Genomic DNA, 14694 nt, shown 5'->3' on the forward strand with positions numbered 1-14694 from the left:
GCTGTGCTGTGCTGTGCTGTGCTGTGCTGTGCTGCTATATCTGTGTCTGCTTTCATATGATGTTTCCTTGTCTTAATTTATTCAAACAGGCTGCCTGAAAACCCACTTTCAGGCAGCCTGAACTTTCCTACATTACAGCTTCTCTTTAACCCAACCTTCCACGCTTACCAGCATTTCAGGCAATTTATCGGCATCTGTACCGCCGGCTTGCGCCAAGTCAGGACGGCCACCGCCTTTACCGCCGACTTGTTCAGCTGCAAATTTAACCAGATCGCCTGCTTTGACTTTGCCAGTCAACGGTTTGGATACGCCGGCGCATAGGGAGACTTTGCCGTCGTTGACTGCGGCGAGTAATACGATGGCTTGTTCTGATTTGCCAGTCAAGTCGGTTACGATTTCGCGCAGGGCTGCGGCATCGGCTTCGATTTGTGCGGCAACGAGTTTGGCTGCGCCCAAGTCTTTTGCATCGTCCAAGAGTTTGGCGCCTGCGTGGACGGCGAGTTCGGCTTTGGCGCGTGCCAATTCTTTTTCCAATGCTTTGGCGTGTGCCGAGCCTGCTTGGATTTTTGCCAGTACGTCTTTTTCGGTTTGGGCTTTGGTTTCGGCAATAATGTCTTTAACCAAACGCTCTTGTTCTTGCGCCCATTTGAGTGCGTTCAGGCCGGTGATGGCTTCGATACGGCGTACGCCTGCGGCAATACCGCCTTCGCTGATGATTTTGAAGAGGCCGATGTCGCCGGTACGTGAAACGTGTGTACCGCCGCACAATTCGGTAGAGAAACCGCCCATTTGCAGTACGCGTACTTCGTCGCCGTATTTTTCGCCGAAGAGCATCATCGCGCCGGTTTTTTGGGCATCTTCCATGCTCATAATGGCTGCGTTGACGGCAACGTTGGCCAAAATGGCTTCGTTGACTCGGCGTTCTACTTCGGCGATTTCTTCGGCAGTGACCGCTTGAGGATGGGAAATGTCGAAACGGGTGGATTCGGCGGTAACCAAAGAGCCTTTTTGTTCAACGTGTTCGCCCAATACGTCGCGCAGGGCTTTGTGCATCAAGTGGGTCGCGCTGTGGTTGCGCATATTGGCATTGCGGATTTCGTCATCCACTTTGGCGGTAACGCTGTCGCCGACTTTCAGACGGCCTGAAGTCTGTACGCCGAATTGGCCGAATACGGCCGCTTTGATTTTTTGGGTATCGCGTACTTCAAAGCGGTTTTCGCCTGCGAAGATATAGCCGACGTCGCCGACTTGGCCGCCGGATTCTGCATAGAACGGGGTAAAGTCGATAACGACGGCACCTTCGTCGCCTTCGTTCAATTCGTTGACTTGCTCGCCGTTTTTGTAGAGGGCGAGGACTTTGGATTCGGTTTGGCGTTCGCTATAACCTTTAAACTCGGTGTCCTGACCTTCGTAAGGCAGTTGAGCGTTGGCTTTGAAGCTTTGTGCGGCGCGTGCGCGTGTGCGTTGGGCTTCCATCTCACGCTCGAAGCCTGCTTCGTCCAGTTCGATGCCCAGTTCGCGCGCCATGTCGGCGGTTAGGTCGTAGGGGAAACCGTAGGTGTCGTAGAGTTTGAAGATGTGTTCGCCGCCGATAACGAGTTTGCTGTTGGCGATGTTGTCCATCAAGTAGGTATTCAAGGCTTCGGCAAACGGTTTTTTCGCGTCGGGAATATGGGCGGTTTCCAAAGCAGCCTGCAAATCGATATACATGCCTTCGTTCAGGCTGCCTGAAACTCGAGGACGGATAACGATTTGCTTTTTGCTCGGAGCAACACGGGAAGCGGCGGTAAATTCCACACCATCTGCGGTTTTCAATGTCAGAGGTTTGCCTACACCGTCTTGCGGCAACAAGCTTTCCAGTTTCAGGAATTTCATGCCGTTGAGCACTTGGTTGAACAAGCCCATGCCTTTTTCCAGCGTTTCGCCGAAGCGGCTTTCTTCCGCGCGCAAGGCTTCCATAATCTGTGTCTGTTTCTCTTTCAACTCAGGATACGCGGCGCCCATTTCTTTCACCAAATCGGGCACGAGTTTGTAGAAAAACGCCTGTTTCTGGCCTAGTTTGTAACCGTGGCGCACGGCGCGGCGGATGATGCGGCGCAATACGTAGCCGCGGCCTTCGTTGGAAGGCAAGACACCGTCTGCAATCAGGAAGGAGCAGGATCGGATGTGGTCGGCGATGACTTTCAGGCTGGGTTCTTCCATGCTGAAAGCTGCGCCGGTTTCGCGGGCAACGGCTTTGAGCAGGTCTTGGAACAAGTCGATTTCGTAGTTGCTGTGAACATGCTGCATGACGGCGGCCATGCGCTCCAAGCCCATGCCGGTATCGACGGAAGGCTTAGGCAGTGGATTCATATTGCCTTGTTCGTCGCGGTTGAACTGCATAAATACGCAGTTCCAAATTTCAATCCAGCGGTCGCCGTCTTCTTCAGGGCTGCCCGGAATGCCGCCCCAGATTTCTTCGCCGTGGTCGTAGAAAATTTCGGAGCAAGGGCCGCAAGGGCCGGTGTCGCCCATTTGCCAGAAGTTGTCGGATGCGTATTTCGCACCTTTGTTGTCGCCGATGCGGACGATGCGTTCGGCAGGCATACCGATTTCGTTCAACCAGATGTTGTAGGCTTCGTCGTCTTCTGCGTAAACGGTTGCCAACAGTTTGTCTTTAGGGATGTTCAACCATTCGGGGGAAGTCAGGAATTCCCAAGCGAAGTGGATCGCATCGCGCTTGAAGTAGTCACCGAAGGAGAAGTTGCCCATCATTTCAAAGAAGGTGTGGTGGCGGGCAGTGTAGCCGACGTTTTCCAAGTCGTTGTGTTTGCCGCCTGCGCGTACGCATTTTTGCGCGGTAGTGGCGCGGTTGTACGGGCGTTTGTCAAAGCCGAGGAATACGTCTTTAAATTGGTTCATACCTGCGTTGGTAAACAGCAGGGTCGGGTCGTCGTGTGGCACGAGCGAGGAGGAGCGGACGATGGTGTGGCCTTTAGATTCGAAAAATTTCAGGAATTTCTGGCGTAGTTCGGTGGTTTTCATAATGTCTCGATAAAATTTTTACAAGGATTTCAGACGGCCCGGACGGCGCGTTGCGATTAAAAACGAATGGGCGTTATCTTACCGCAAAACCATATTTCAAGCTATCGGCAGAAAGGTTTTAAGTTGGCTGCAACCCGTATTTCAGACGGCCTTAAGTGGGGCAATATCTTTTAACAATGAAGCCTATCCGCTCGGGCTTGCCTGCTTTATAATGCCTCTCTATTTTCAACCGGATACGCAAGGAATGATAATGACCAAACATCTGCCCCTCATCGTACTGACTGCGCTGGCATTGGCCGGCTGCGGCGGCTCGGACAAAACTTCTGCCGACAAGGCGGCTCAAACCGATAATCAAAAGGTATTGAGCATTTACAACTGGTCGGAATATGTCGATCCCGAGACGGTTGCCGCGTTTGAGAAGAAACACGGTATCTCAGTAACTTATGATGTATATGACAGCGATGAAACGCTGGAAAGCAAGGTATTGACCGGCAAGTCGGGTTACGACATCGTGGCTCCTTCCAATGCGTTTGTCGGTAGGCAGATTAAGGCAGGTGCGTATCAGAAAATCGACAAATCCCTGATTCCCAACTATAAAAACTTGAATCCTCAGTTAATGAAACTGATGGAAGGCGTTGATCCGAACCACGAATATGCCGTTCCGTTTTATTGGGGTACTAACACCTTCGCTATCAATACCGAGCGTGTGAAAAAGGTTTTGGGCACGGATCAGCTGCCGGACAATCAATGGGATTTGGTGTTTAACCCCGAATACACGTCCAAACTCAAGCAATGCGGCATCAGCTATTTGGACAGTGCAGCGGAGATTTATCCTATGGTATTGAACTATATGGGTAAAAATCCAAACAGCAGCGAGACGGCGGATATTAAGGCGGCTACGGAAGTTTTGAAGAAAAACCGTCCGTACATCAAGCGTTTTACTTCATCCGGTTTTATCGATGATTTGGCGCGCGGCGATACTTGTGTAACGATTGGTTTTGGCGGCGATTTAAACATTGCCAAACGCCGTGCTGAAGAAGCAGGCGGTAAGGAAAAAATCCGTGTGATGATGCCGAAAGAAGGTGTGGGGATTTGGGTGGATTCGTTTGTGATTCCGAAAGATGCGAAACATGTGGCCAATGCTCATGCGTATATCAATGATTTCTTAGATCCTGAAGTTGCGGCAAAAAACGGCAATTTTGTTACTTATGCGCCATCTAGCAAACCGGCTCAAGAGCTGATGGATGAAGAGTTTAGAAACGACAATACGATTTTCCCGACTGACGAGGATTTGAAAAACAGCTTTATTATGGTGCCTATCCAACCGGCGGCATTGAAATTTATGGTCCGTCAATGGCAAAGCGTGAAAGCAGGGACATAAGCTGATTTAAACGTATTAAGGCCGTCTGAATGGTGTAATCGAAATCCTTGATTTCGTTTTACGGCTGTTCAGACGGCCTTTGGTTTGTGTCAGATTGGCTTTGATAAGGTTTAAAAACAAAGGGCGTGTCTATCAATCACGCCCTTTGTGTTTGTTTCAGACAGCCTTAGAATTTCACGCCTTTATGCAGGGCAACAATGCCTGCGCTCATGTTGTGGTAATCCACGCTGTCAAAGCCTGCGTCCAGCATCATTTGCTTCAAGGTTTCTTGGTCGGGGTGCATACGGATGGACTCGGCGAGGTATTGGTAGCTGTCGGCATCTTTGGCAATCAGTTTGCCCATAATCGGCAACAGTTTGAAAGAGTAGAGGTCGTACACGCCTTCCAAAGGTTTGTACACTTTGGAGAATTCCAACACCAGCAGGGTGCCGCCCGGTTTCAACACGCGGTACATTTCTTTCAGCGCGGCATCTTTGTGCGTCATGTTGCGCAGACCGAATGCGACGGAAACCAGATTGAAATAGTTGTCGGGGAACGGCAATTTTTCAGCATCTGCCAACGATACGGGCAGAATCATGCCTTCGTTGAGCAGGCGGTCGCGGCCGACCGTCAGCATGGAGGAGTTGATGTCTGTCAGCCAAACTTCGCCTTCTTTGCCCACACGTTTCGCCCAGCCTCGGGACAAATCGCCAGTACCGCCGGCGATGTCCAATACTTTGTCGCCTTTTTTCAGACGGGCGGTATTGATGGTGAAATGTTTCCAAACACGGTGCAGACCGCCGGACATTACGTCATTCATAATGTCGTAGTTTTTTGCCACGGAGTGGAAGACTTCGGCAACTTTGCCTGCTTTTTCGTCTTCGTCAACGGTAGAGAAGCCGAAATGGGTTTTGTGGTCGCTCATAGTGTCTGCCTTCTTAAAATAATACGGATTCAGATATCGAATACGTCGAAATCGCCAACCACTTTCGACGCGGGAAATATAGTTTGTGCCTGCCGCTCCAGCATCAGGCGTTGTTCTTCTTCGGTATAACGTGCGCTGATGTGGGTCAGGTAAAGTTGTTTCACATTGGCTTGCAAGGCCAGCTTGGCGGCATCGGATACGGTCGAATGGAATACTCGTTCCGCTGTCTCTTCATCGCCTGCCGCAAAGGTTGCTTTATGCACCAAAACGTCTGCATTTTGCGCGGCGCACACTGCCTGCGGACAGGCTTTGGTATCGCCGAAGATGGCTACTACCCGTCCTTTTTTTGGCGGGGAGAGGAATGCTTTGCTGTCAATGATTCTGCCGTCGTCCAATGTTACGGCTTCGCCTTTTTTCAGACGGCCTTTCCGCTGCAACCTCCGCTACCGCAGGAATGTGTGCGTTTGGGTTTTAAATCTTCGGCACTTTGCGTTCTGGACGCGCCGGCTTTTTCGAGGCGGTTGAGATAGTCTTGCCAAAGAGCGTCTTGATTGTGTGCCAGTCGGTAGAGATAGTCCCAATCGTAAAGGCCGCTGTCGTGGCCATCTGAAAAAGTAATTTTCAAGGCGTATTGGCCGACGGGGTCTAAATCGGTAATGCTGACTTCGGCTTTGCCTGTTTGCAAGACATCTTGACCTGGACCGTGTCCACGCACTTCCGCGCTGGGCGAGTACACGCGCAGGTATTCGGCAGGAAGGCTCTTGGCACCGTCAACATAGACCAAAGTCAGTACGCGCCGCTCTTGCTGGAGGCGGATTTCTTGTGGGATTTTATCGGCTTGGGTCATGTCATGCTCCGTTCTTTTTACGCAAATAGGCAACGCGTACAGAAAAAATACCGCCAAGTACGGCAAACAGCACGATTGCGTAGAGTGAAAACCGTACCAGGATCACTTGCGTGTCCGCTGTCAGCCCCAAAGGCAGCAACATGACGGCAACGAACAGTAAAAACGCGGCTAACATGGCGGCAATGCTGGCAAAAGCATAGCGGGTATTAGCTGCTATTTGCGGATGTTTGGTCATATTGGATAGCTTGCCGTAGGGTGGTGAGGCGGTATTTTATCAGCTTTTTGGTGCTTCATGCCGTCTGAAAACGGCTTTATTTCCATAAATAAAGTGTAATGGCGCGCCTGTCTTCGCCTTCGGGCATTAAGCGGATGCTGCTGCCTTTGCTTCCGTTGACACGGATAATGATGCCGCCCGCCTGCCGCTCGATAATGTCGAGTTGGGTGTCGCGGTTCATGCGGTAGTTGTAGCGTTCGCATTGTTTCAAGCACCAAAAATCCTGCCAATGGATAAAATATTTTTGTCCGGATTCGATGGCCAGCGTTTCGCCGCCTTTGACGATGAAGTAAGGATAATCGGGTTTTTGCGTGCTGAATGTCCATTCGGCCGTTCTGTCTTTTCCGTTTTGACGGTATTCGAACACGGCACGGTAGTCAGTGTAGTATTCCAATGGCTGTAAAGGAAACAGCGCAAATTGGCGTTCGGTCAGGAGGCGGTTTGGGTCATTATCTTTATCTAAGATTTTGACGTCTCTGATTTCTTTTGTGTCCTGATACAGTTTGAACGAACGCATTTTGACCGGAGGCAATTGTTCTGAGAACGCGATGCTGACCGGATTGCCGGTCATTTCATAATGCGGCATAGGGTCGGGACGTTCGCTGTGGAAAACCGGCGAAGCGAAATTGCCTTGCGGATAGGTGATGTAAGGCCGGGTTTTGCGGTTGGAAATTTCATCAGCATAAACAATGGCATGACCATGACAGGCATCTTGATAAAACGAGCGGCTGAGGTCGGAGAGAGGGCGGTTTTTTTGGCAGAGGCTGTTGAATCTGCTGTCGCCCTGATTGATGCTTAGCGCGATTTGTTTGCCTTGCGATTCAAATGCGGCTCCGGCCTCGTCGATATTTTGATCGAGTAAGGAGAGACGGTGGTAAATCGCCGTCATCAGGTTGTCCAGCTGATGTTGGGCAGGAAGGTGGTCGTTGATTTTTTCGTTTGGCGGGTGCTGGCCGGTGCTGACGTTTTCATGCACGCCTTTATAGGCATAACCGGCTTTGCGCGTGCGGTCTGATGGGCGTGGACCTGTATAAAAGGGATTGAGTGTATTGTGTTCGTCATGTCCGTCGTCAGGGTTTTGCAGCAGATAGCGGGCATGATTGCGTGCGGCGCGTTCGAGTGTGACTGAGTGCGCCAGTGCGGGCAGATTGGCTGAGGCGCGGAGGAAGTTTAAATACGCCAAGGCGTCAAAATCGGCAACGGCAGTACGATTTTGCGGCGATTGGGCGTAGATGAGCTGGTCTTCGGAATAGCGATGGGTTTCGTAGTATTGGAATATGCCGAGGGCGACGGCAAAACCGCCCAGCCAGTAAAGAATGTGTTTCATTATATGTACTGCGTTCAGACGGCCTTGAGCTACGGCTCTTTCCCCTTGAAACTCATGCCGTTAAATGATTATTTTGATAGCGGCTTGACTTGGAATGCTTCAGGATGGGATTTGAAATATTCGACAGCGATAAATCCGCCGCCAATAATAATCAAGAGGGCAATGGCCATGCCGATCATCGCTAAAATGAATTTGTCCATATTTGTCCGTTTGAATGAAGGCCGTCTGAAACACTTGAAAGCGTTCAGACGGCCTTAAGTCAGGTTAATTAACGTTCGATTTGCGATACGTCGCGTACTGCGCCTTTATCGGCGGAAGTCGCCATCGCGCCGTAGGCACGCAGGGCTGCGGAGACGTAGCGGTCGCGGTTTTCCGGTTTCCACGCTTTGCTGCCGCGTGCTTCCATTTCGGCGCGGCGTGCGGCAAGCTCTTCATCGGAAATGACAAGGTGGATGCTGCGGTTTGGAATGTCGATTTCGATGGTATCGCCTTCGTGTACCAAACCGATTGCGCCGCCTTCTGCCGCTTCAGGCGAAGCGTGACCGATGGACAGGCCGGAAGTACCGCCGGAGAAGCGTCCGTCGGTCAGAAGGGCGCATTCTTTGCCCAAACCTTTGGATTTCAGGTAAGAAGTCGGGTACAGCATTTCTTGCATGCCCGGGCCACCTTTAGGGCCTTCGTAGCGGATGATGACGATGTTGCCGGCGACGATTTGGTTGCCCAAAATGCCTTCGACTGCGTCTTCTTGGCTTTCAAACACGCGGGCGCGGCCGGTAAATTTGAGGATGCTCTCGTCCACGCCTGCGGTTTTCACTACGCAACCGCGCTCGGCGATATTACCGAACAATACTGCCAAACCGCCGTCTTGTGAGTAGGCATGTTCGACATCGCGGATACAGCCTTTTTCGCGGTCGAGGTCGAGGGTTTTCCACATACGGTTTTGTGAGAATGCTTGAGTGGTGCGCACGCCGCCTGGAGCCGCTTTGAAACGCTCGATGGCATGGGTGTTTTCAGGGTTGGTCACGTCCCATTTTTCAATCGCGTCTTTCAGTGTCGGCGCGTGGATGGTGTACACGTCGGTGTGCAGTTTTCCTGCTTTATCCAATTCTTTCAGGATGGCGAAGATGCCGCCTGCGCGATGCACGTCTTCCATATAGTAGTCGTGGTTGTTTGGCGCGGTTTTGCAGATGCAAGGTACAACGCGGCTCAGGCGGTCGATGTCTGCCATTTTGAAGTCGACACCGGCTTCGTTGGCAACGGCCAACAGGTGCAAAATGGTATTGGTAGAGCCGCCCATGGCGATGTCCATGGTCATGGCGTTTTCAAACGCTTTTTTGGTGGCAATGCTGCGTGGCAACACGGTTTCGTCATCTTGCTCGTAGTAGCGTTTGGTGATTTCGACAATCATGCGGCCGGCTTCGAGGAACAATTCTTTGCGGCCTGCGTGGGTAGCCAGATAAGAACCGTTGCCCGGCAGGGAAAGGCCGAGTGCTTCAGTCAGGCAGTTCATGGAGTTGGCGGTAAACATGCCGGAGCAGGAGCCGCAAGTCGGGCAGGCGTTTTGTTCGACTTCTTCGACTTGTTTGTCGCTGATATTGTCGTCAGCCGATTCGATCATGGCATCAATCAAGTCCAAACGGCGTTCGGGCTGAATATTGGCCACGCCGATAACTTTACCGGCTTCCATCGGGCCGCCGGAAACGAAGATGGTCGGAATGTTCAGGCGCATGGCGGCAATCAGCATACCCGGGGTGATTTTGTCGCAGTTGGAAATGCAGACCAGCGCGTCGGCGCAGTGGGCGTTTACCATGTATTCGATGGAGTCGGCAATCAGGTCGCGGCTGGGCAGGGAGTAGAGCATACCGCTGTGACCCATGGCGATACCGTCGTCAATGGCGATGGTATTGAATTCTTTGGCAATGCCGCCGGCTTTTTCGATTTCACGGGCAACCAGTTGACCCATATTGTGCAGGTGCACATGGCCCGGGACGAATTGGGTGAAGGAGTTGGCAATGGCGATAATCGGTTTGCCGAAGTCGGTTTCCATGACGCCGGTCGCACGCCACAATGCGCGCGCGCCTGCCATATTGCGGCCGTGGGTAGAGGTTTTGGAGCGGTATTCAGGCATTTTTGTTCCTTTGTTTTATGCTGAGGCCGTCTGAAATAGGCTGGTTGGTTGGCGGCCTGTTGTAGAAATAACTCGGTATTTTATACCAATTACGAGCGATGAAGCACGCTATTTTGTAATAAAACTAAACTGTATTTGCTTCACCTGAATTTGCTGCTCATTTTTTCAGACAGCCTGAAGTTTTCTTAAGATGAAACGCTGTCTTTCTTAGTTGCAAAAGATGATGGCATCAAAAAGTGATATGATAGGGAACTTCTCACATTTCTAAGGATAAGACAATGAAAAAAATCATGTTTGCATTGTGTTCAGCCATGCTGGCTTCTGCTGCGTCTGCCGCTGTTTATAAAGTGGACGAATTCCATGCTAATGCCCGCTTTGCCATCGACCATTTCAACACCAGCACCAACGTTGGCGGTATTTATGGTTTGACCGGTAATTTGGAATTTGACCGTGCCAAACGCCAAGGCTCTATCGATATCGTATTGCCTTTGTCCAAACTGCAAACCGGTTCTGACCACTTTACCCAGCATTTGAAATCTGCCGATATTTTCAATGCAGACAAATACCCTGAAATCCGTTTTGTATCCACCAAATTCAATTTCAACGGCAAAAAACTGCTTTCCGTTGACGGCAACCTGACCATGAACGGCAAAACTGCGCCGGTGAAACTCAAAGCCGACAAATTCAACTGCTACCAAAGCCCGATGTTAAAAGCAGAAGTGTGTGGCGGCGACTTCAGCACCACCATCGACCGTACCAAATGGGGCTTGGATTATTTGGTAAGTGCCGGTATGAGCAAAAAAGTTAACATCAATATCCAAATCGAAGCAGCCAAACAATAATCCTGCTTGATTTTAAAATAAAGGCCGTCTGAACAGGTAAGGCAGAAATCGTTGATTTCGTTTATCCCTGTTCAGACGGCCTTATGATTAAAGACGTTTAGGATTCTTTATTTTTATCGGCTTTGGCTGCCCAATAAGTTGCCAGAAGCGAGCCGGAGATATTGTGCCACACGCTGAACAATGCGCTGGGAACGGCAACAACCGGCGCGGCGGCAAAGTGTGCGGCGGCAAGCGCGGCGCCTAAGCCTGAGTTTTGCATACCGACTTCGATGGCCAGCGTTTTTTGTGCATCATAAGGCAGGCCGGTCCATTTGGCGGCAAAGAAGCCGAGCAGATAACCGATGCCGTTGTGGAGTACGACAACCGCGAAAATCAGCAGGCCGCTTTCAATAATCTTGCCTTTGCTGGCGCCGACTACCGCGCCGATAATCAGTACGATGGCGGCAACGGAAACCAGTGGCAGCGCGTCGGTCAGTTTTTCAGTTTTGTTGCCCAAGACTTTATGGACAATCAAGCCCAAAACGATGGGGAACAAAACCATTTTGACGATGGACATCAACATACTGCCCGCTTGTATTTCCAGCATTTCACCGGCAAGCATCAGGAAGATGGCGGGGGTCAGCAATGGGGAAATCAGGGTGGAAACCGATGTAACGGCAACCGACAAAGCCACATTGCCGCGCGCCAGATAAGTCATTACATTGGAAGCCGTACCGCCCGGGCAGCAGCCGACCAAAATCACACCGACTGCGATTTCGGCAGGCAGGTTCAACAGCTTGGCCAGCAGATAGGCGGTTGCTGGCATGATGGCGAATTGTGCAATCACGCCGATGATGACGGCTTTGGGATGTTTGAACAAAATGTCAAAGTCGGAGGGTTTAAGGGTCAAGCCCATACCGAACATGATGATGCCCAGAAGCCAAGGAATGTAAGGGCCGACCCATTTGAAGGTATCGGGTGCGAAAAAAGCGATACCGGCAAAGAGCGCAGCCCAAAGGGAAAATGTTTTTCCAATAAAGTTGCTGATTTTATTGAGGATACTCATGATAATATGTTGTGAAGTTGTTTTTAAGGGAAGTCAAGGATACACGTCTTAACCTTAATTTGCAAAATGACTTAAAAATAAACCAGGCCGTCTGAAAATAGAGATTGATTTTCAGACGGCCTGCAATTTGTATTTATGATATAGACAGTATTACTCTTTTGATAAAATATTGCGCAGCCATCGGGCGGCAGGTGCGATTTCTCCGGCGAGCATACCGGTTTCGATTTGGCCGCTGTGTTTGATGACATCGGCCGCCGCACCATGCAGCCATACGCCGGCGCAGGCGGCTTGGAATACCGGAATGCCTTGTGCCAGCAGGCTGCCAATCATGCCGCTCAAGACATCGCCGCTGCCGGCGGTGGCCAAACCGGCATTGCCGCTGGTGTTGGTATAGGTCATGCCGTCAGTTGCGGCAACTAATGTATGATGGCCTTTCAATACGACAGTCGCGCCATATTTTTGGCTGATTTCGGTTACGGCTTTGGGTCTGTCGGTTTGAACTGATTGAGTATTGGTACCGAGTAGGCGGGCGGCTTCGGCCGGATGAGGTGTCAGGATGATATGTTTGTACGATTTGAGGCGTTCGGCCAATTCGGGAGAACGGGCCAGCAGTGTCAAGGCATCTGCATCGAGCAATAAAGGCTGGTCATGGTGTGTAGACAGGATTTGTGGCAGCAGCTGATCTGATAATCCGTCCAAACCGAATCCGCAGCCGATTACCCGTGCGCTGACATCGTTGCGCTCCATCAGTTGGGCCGCAGTGGCGAGCATGATTTCAGGGCGTTCGGGAATGATGGCAAAAGGCAGCGTGGCTTGGTTGAAACCCACCCAAACCTTGCCGCATCCTTGATACATCGCGGCTGTGGCTGCCAAAACCACTGCGCCGCTCATTCCCGTTGCGCCGCCGATAATGGCAAGCGTGCCGTATGTGCCTTTGTGCGATTCTTGGGCGCGGGGGCGGAATACGTCGGGAAATGCTAAGGCCGTCTGAAAAGCTTGAAGCGATTCAGGAAGCGTGTAGATGGGCTGCATGGCGTAACCTTCCAAGATAAGAAATTTAATTTTAAATCAGAAAGTAAAAGGTAATGAAGCAAAAAATAAAAGTTTGGGACGCACCTACGCGCCTGTTCCATTGGCTCTTGGTGTTATTGATGGGATTCATGTGGTACAGCGCAACCCAAGGCGGCGATATGCTGGTATGGCATTTGCGCGGCGGTTTGTTGATGCTGGCGTTGGTGGTTTTCCGCTTGTGCTGGGGGATATGGGGCAGCGATACGGCAAAATTCTGCCGATTTGTGCGTCCGTTCTCCGAAATCCGCCGCTATACGCAAGGCCGAATGTCTGAAGACGAATTGGTCGGCCACAATCCTTTGGGCGCGCTGATGGTCATCGCTTTATTGGCCGCCTTGGTTTTTCAGACGGCCACAGGTTTATTTGCCGCCGATGAAAATACGTTTACCAATTCCGGCTTTTTAAATCATTTGGTCAGCGAACACGCCGGTACGCTGGCGCGAAAAATCCATGTCAATTTCTTTAATGTTTTAGCTGTTTTGGCGGGTGTACATATCGCGGCTGTTTTGCTGTATCGCTTTGTGAAAAAACAGGATTTGATTACGCCGATGATGAGTGGCTTTAAAACTATTGATGCCCAACAGCCTAAATTGGCAGGAATGGGACAACTGCTTGCCGCTTTGTTGGTAGCGATTGTGTTAGTGTGTGCAATATGGATGTTGCGCGGCTGATGTTTTAAAACGGATACCAAAAACAAACCGACCCCGATAGCCGAAATGGCTGTTGGGGTCGGTCTCTTTTTAGGGTTTAAAAGATGATGTTCAGACGGCCTTAACGCAGCGCAAGATGCTGTGGCCGCGGCCGATGCCGTCTGAAATTTCCGCTACTTTCAACCCGGCTTTTTCAACGCAACGGATCAGGTCTTCAGAATGGAAGATTTTGCTGTTGCCGTTGGCCATGGCAGTGAAATACAGGCTGGTCATGGTCAGGCAGTAGGCAGCGGTTTCGTAGCGTTGTCTGTCCCAGAAAGGCTCCATGATGTAGAGGCTGGTGTTTTCGCTCATAGATGCAGCGGCGCGTTGAAGAATGCTGGTGGCTTGTTCTTCGGTGAAGCAGTCTAGGAATTGGCTCATCCAGATCGCGTCAAAACCGGTCGGGAACGGAATCTCAGGATCAAGCAGATTGGCCGGATGGGCGTGGATACGGTCTGCGCCGTTTTTACCTTTGGTTGCTTCGCGCATCAAGCCGATTTGTTGCGGCAGATCCATGATGGTTACTTCGACTTCGGCATTGTGGTTGACGCATTGTTCCGCCCAGCGGCCGGTATTGCCGCCGACATCGAGCAGTTTTTTAACCGGTTTGGCGAACACGGTGTTGAGTGCTTCGGCGAAGGAGTTGTCGGAATAATAATGGTCGAATGCAAACCATTTTTCTTGCGCGATGCTTGGCAATGAAGACAAGCCTTCGTAAATGGTTGGCCAGTCGCCGAATACTTTCAGGCCTTCAGGCTTGCCGGTTTGCAGGGTTTTTTCTAAATCAAACATGCCTTGGTAGCAGATTTCCTGTGTGAAATCCATGTTGACGCGGGCCATTTTGTCTTTGAGGACAAACCAACCGGCCTTACTGATGAAATAGCGGTTGTCGCGAGTCAAGACAGTGCCGATAGACAGCGAAGCTTCCAGCAGGACTTGTGCCGCGTAGTTGCTGATTTTCGCTTTTTCAGCAATTTCGGCTTGAGTGAGGCCGTCTGGATGGTCGTTCAGCAAGTCCAGAATGCCAAATTTCACCATCAGGCGGGAAACTTGGAACACAATCGGTGCAAAAGCGATTTCTTGAGCCAGACGTTGAGCCTCGCCTGCGGACTGGTGTTCGTGGGAATAGCGTTGTTCTAGGGCAGGGAAGAGTTGCATA

Annotated in this window: 14 protein-coding genes; 3 read left to right on the plus strand and 11 right to left on the minus strand. The window is 51.0% G+C overall.

Annotation, left to right across the window (positions count from 1 at the left end; all coding sequences use genetic code 11):
* Positions 1–132 precede the first annotated feature (132 nt).
* Positions 133–3024, minus strand: coding sequence for an alanine--tRNA ligase (gene alaS / locus HMPREF2608_RS10130; RefSeq protein ID WP_070826934.1), 2892 nt, complete (start codon positions 3022–3024; stop codon positions 133–135).
* A 250-nt stretch (positions 3025–3274) separates the two neighbouring features.
* Here alaS and HMPREF2608_RS10135 point away from each other — a divergent pair, with 250 nt between their 5' ends.
* The gene (locus HMPREF2608_RS10135) at positions 3275–4405 is read left to right on the plus strand and encodes a polyamine ABC transporter substrate-binding protein (protein ID WP_070826935.1); all 1131 of its coding nucleotides are present in this window, start codon (positions 3275–3277) and stop codon (positions 4403–4405) included.
* A 166-nt stretch (positions 4406–4571) separates the two neighbouring features.
* On the opposite strand, the gene ubiE is transcribed toward HMPREF2608_RS10135, so the two are convergent.
* The 7 genes from ubiE to ilvD all read right to left on the minus strand — a co-directional run bounded on the left by ubiE (position 4572) and on the right by ilvD (position 9885).
* A complete protein-coding gene (ubiE, locus tag HMPREF2608_RS10140; protein ID WP_004519946.1) occupies positions 4572–5309 on the minus strand; it encodes a bifunctional demethylmenaquinone methyltransferase/2-methoxy-6-polyprenyl-1,4-benzoquinol methylase UbiE in 738 nt (245 codons plus the stop codon).
* A gap of 29 nt (positions 5310–5338) precedes the next feature.
* Positions 5339–5746 carry an MBL fold metallo-hydrolase gene (locus HMPREF2608_RS10145; protein ID WP_283122316.1) on the minus strand — a complete coding sequence of 136 codons (408 nt, stop codon included), beginning with the start codon at positions 5744–5746 and terminating at the stop codon, positions 5339–5341.
* Positions 5725–6156, minus strand: coding sequence for a gamma-butyrobetaine hydroxylase family protein (locus HMPREF2608_RS10150; RefSeq protein ID WP_070826936.1), 432 nt, complete (start codon positions 6154–6156; stop codon positions 5725–5727). The genes HMPREF2608_RS10145 and HMPREF2608_RS10150 overlap by 22 nt, the downstream gene beginning before the upstream one ends.
* A gap of 1 nt (position 6157) precedes the next feature.
* A complete protein-coding gene (locus HMPREF2608_RS10155; protein WP_070826937.1) occupies positions 6158–6391 on the minus strand; it encodes a cytochrome b6 in 234 nt (77 codons plus the stop codon).
* 76 nt (positions 6392–6467) lie between these two features.
* Positions 6468–7757, minus strand: coding sequence for a CAP domain-containing protein (locus HMPREF2608_RS10160; RefSeq protein ID WP_070826938.1), 1290 nt, complete (start codon positions 7755–7757; stop codon positions 6468–6470).
* A gap of 68 nt (positions 7758–7825) precedes the next feature.
* Complete coding sequence (locus HMPREF2608_RS11700; RefSeq protein WP_256388404.1) at positions 7826–7957, minus strand: hypothetical protein; 132 nt, start codon at positions 7955–7957, stop codon at positions 7826–7828.
* A gap of 68 nt (positions 7958–8025) precedes the next feature.
* Entirely contained in the window at positions 8026–9885 is a 1860-nt protein-coding gene (gene ilvD / locus HMPREF2608_RS10165) for a dihydroxy-acid dehydratase (RefSeq protein ID WP_070826939.1), read from the minus strand.
* Between the two features lie 278 nt (positions 9886–10163).
* Between ilvD and HMPREF2608_RS10170 the strand changes: the two genes are divergently transcribed.
* Entirely contained in the window at positions 10164–10727 is a 564-nt protein-coding gene (locus tag HMPREF2608_RS10170; protein ID WP_070585678.1) for a YceI family protein, read from the plus strand.
* Positions 10728–10824: 97 nt separating this feature from the next.
* Here the strand turns inward: HMPREF2608_RS10170 and HMPREF2608_RS10175 are convergent, their stop codons facing one another.
* Both HMPREF2608_RS10175 and HMPREF2608_RS10180 read right to left on the minus strand, forming a co-directional pair.
* Positions 10825–11772 carry a bile acid:sodium symporter family protein gene (locus HMPREF2608_RS10175; protein WP_070826940.1) on the minus strand — a complete coding sequence of 316 codons (948 nt, stop codon included), beginning with the start codon at positions 11770–11772 and terminating at the stop codon, positions 10825–10827.
* 150 nt (positions 11773–11922) lie between these two features.
* Complete coding sequence (locus tag HMPREF2608_RS10180; RefSeq protein WP_070826941.1) at positions 11923–12804, minus strand: NAD(P)H-hydrate dehydratase; 882 nt, start codon at positions 12802–12804, stop codon at positions 11923–11925.
* Between the two features lie 53 nt (positions 12805–12857).
* Between HMPREF2608_RS10180 and HMPREF2608_RS10185 the strand changes: the two genes are divergently transcribed.
* Complete coding sequence (locus tag HMPREF2608_RS10185; protein ID WP_070826942.1) at positions 12858–13514, plus strand: cytochrome b/b6 domain-containing protein; 657 nt, start codon at positions 12858–12860, stop codon at positions 13512–13514.
* A gap of 90 nt (positions 13515–13604) precedes the next feature.
* On the opposite strand, the gene HMPREF2608_RS10190 is transcribed toward HMPREF2608_RS10185, so the two are convergent.
* Positions 13605–14693, minus strand: coding sequence for a FlxJ family methyltransferase (locus HMPREF2608_RS10190; protein WP_003685414.1), 1089 nt, complete (start codon positions 14691–14693; stop codon positions 13605–13607).
* Between the last annotated feature and the right edge of the window lies 1 nt (position 14694).

Source organism: Neisseria sp. HMSC064D07, assembly GCF_001837185.1.
GTDB classification, from domain to species: domain Bacteria; phylum Pseudomonadota; class Gammaproteobacteria; order Burkholderiales; family Neisseriaceae; genus Neisseria; species Neisseria flavescens_C.

Coding starts and splice junctions, on each gene's coding strand:
- alaS (WP_070826934.1), bottom strand. CDS start 3,024: ATGAAAACCACCGAACTACGCCAGAAATTCCTGAAATTTTTCGAATCT.
- HMPREF2608_RS10135 (WP_070826935.1), top strand. CDS start 3,275: ATGACCAAACATCTGCCCCTCATCGTACTGACTGCGCTGGCATTGGCC.
- ubiE (WP_004519946.1), bottom strand. CDS start 5,309: ATGAGCGACCACAAAACCCATTTCGGCTTCTCTACCGTTGACGAAGAC.
- HMPREF2608_RS10150 (WP_070826936.1), bottom strand. CDS start 6,156: ATGACCCAAGCCGATAAAATCCCACAAGAAATCCGCCTCCAGCAAGAG.
- HMPREF2608_RS10155 (WP_070826937.1), bottom strand. CDS start 6,391: ATGACCAAACATCCGCAAATAGCAGCTAATACCCGCTATGCTTTTGCC.
- HMPREF2608_RS10160 (WP_070826938.1), bottom strand. CDS start 7,757: ATGAAACACATTCTTTACTGGCTGGGCGGTTTTGCCGTCGCCCTCGGC.
- HMPREF2608_RS11700 (WP_256388404.1), bottom strand. CDS start 7,957: ATGGACAAATTCATTTTAGCGATGATCGGCATGGCCATTGCCCTCTTG.
- ilvD (WP_070826939.1), bottom strand. CDS start 9,885: ATGCCTGAATACCGCTCCAAAACCTCTACCCACGGCCGCAATATGGCA.
- HMPREF2608_RS10170 (WP_070585678.1), top strand. CDS start 10,164: ATGAAAAAAATCATGTTTGCATTGTGTTCAGCCATGCTGGCTTCTGCT.
- HMPREF2608_RS10175 (WP_070826940.1), bottom strand. CDS start 11,772: ATGAGTATCCTCAATAAAATCAGCAACTTTATTGGAAAAACATTTTCC.
- HMPREF2608_RS10180 (WP_070826941.1), bottom strand. CDS start 12,804: ATGCAGCCCATCTACACGCTTCCTGAATCGCTTCAAGCTTTTCAGACG.
- HMPREF2608_RS10185 (WP_070826942.1), top strand. CDS start 12,858: ATGAAGCAAAAAATAAAAGTTTGGGACGCACCTACGCGCCTGTTCCAT.
- HMPREF2608_RS10190 (WP_003685414.1), bottom strand. CDS start 14,693: ATGCAACTCTTCCCTGCCCTAGAACAACGCTATTCCCACGAACACCAG.